This window comes from Herbaspirillum sp. UBA812, assembly GCF_002296545.1.
GTDB classification, from domain to species: Bacteria; Pseudomonadota; Gammaproteobacteria; order Burkholderiales; family Burkholderiaceae_D; genus Herbaspirillum; species Herbaspirillum huttiense.
In genome coordinates this window covers 9119-9365 of the sequence record NZ_DBIC01000088.1, presented here as the reverse complement: position 1 = coordinate 9365, position 247 = coordinate 9119, and positions in this window count along the sequence as shown.

Here is a 247-nt window from a genome sequence, read left to right as displayed (position 1 = left end):
GATGGATAATCTGCAGGCGCCGGCCGTTCCTGCGCAGCAAGCTGCACCTGCCGCACCTGCTGCGCCGACCGAAGCTGCGAAGCCGGGCGACCAGTCGAACCAGATTCCGAAATAAGCCTTTGCGGATACTGAAATAATCGAAGAATAAAGTAGGAAGAATCTTTCTTTTTCGCTGATTGTGCATTGAACAAGAGTAACAAATGAAGGTACAATAGCTGCTTCAAGCCGACGTGGTGAAATTGGTAGA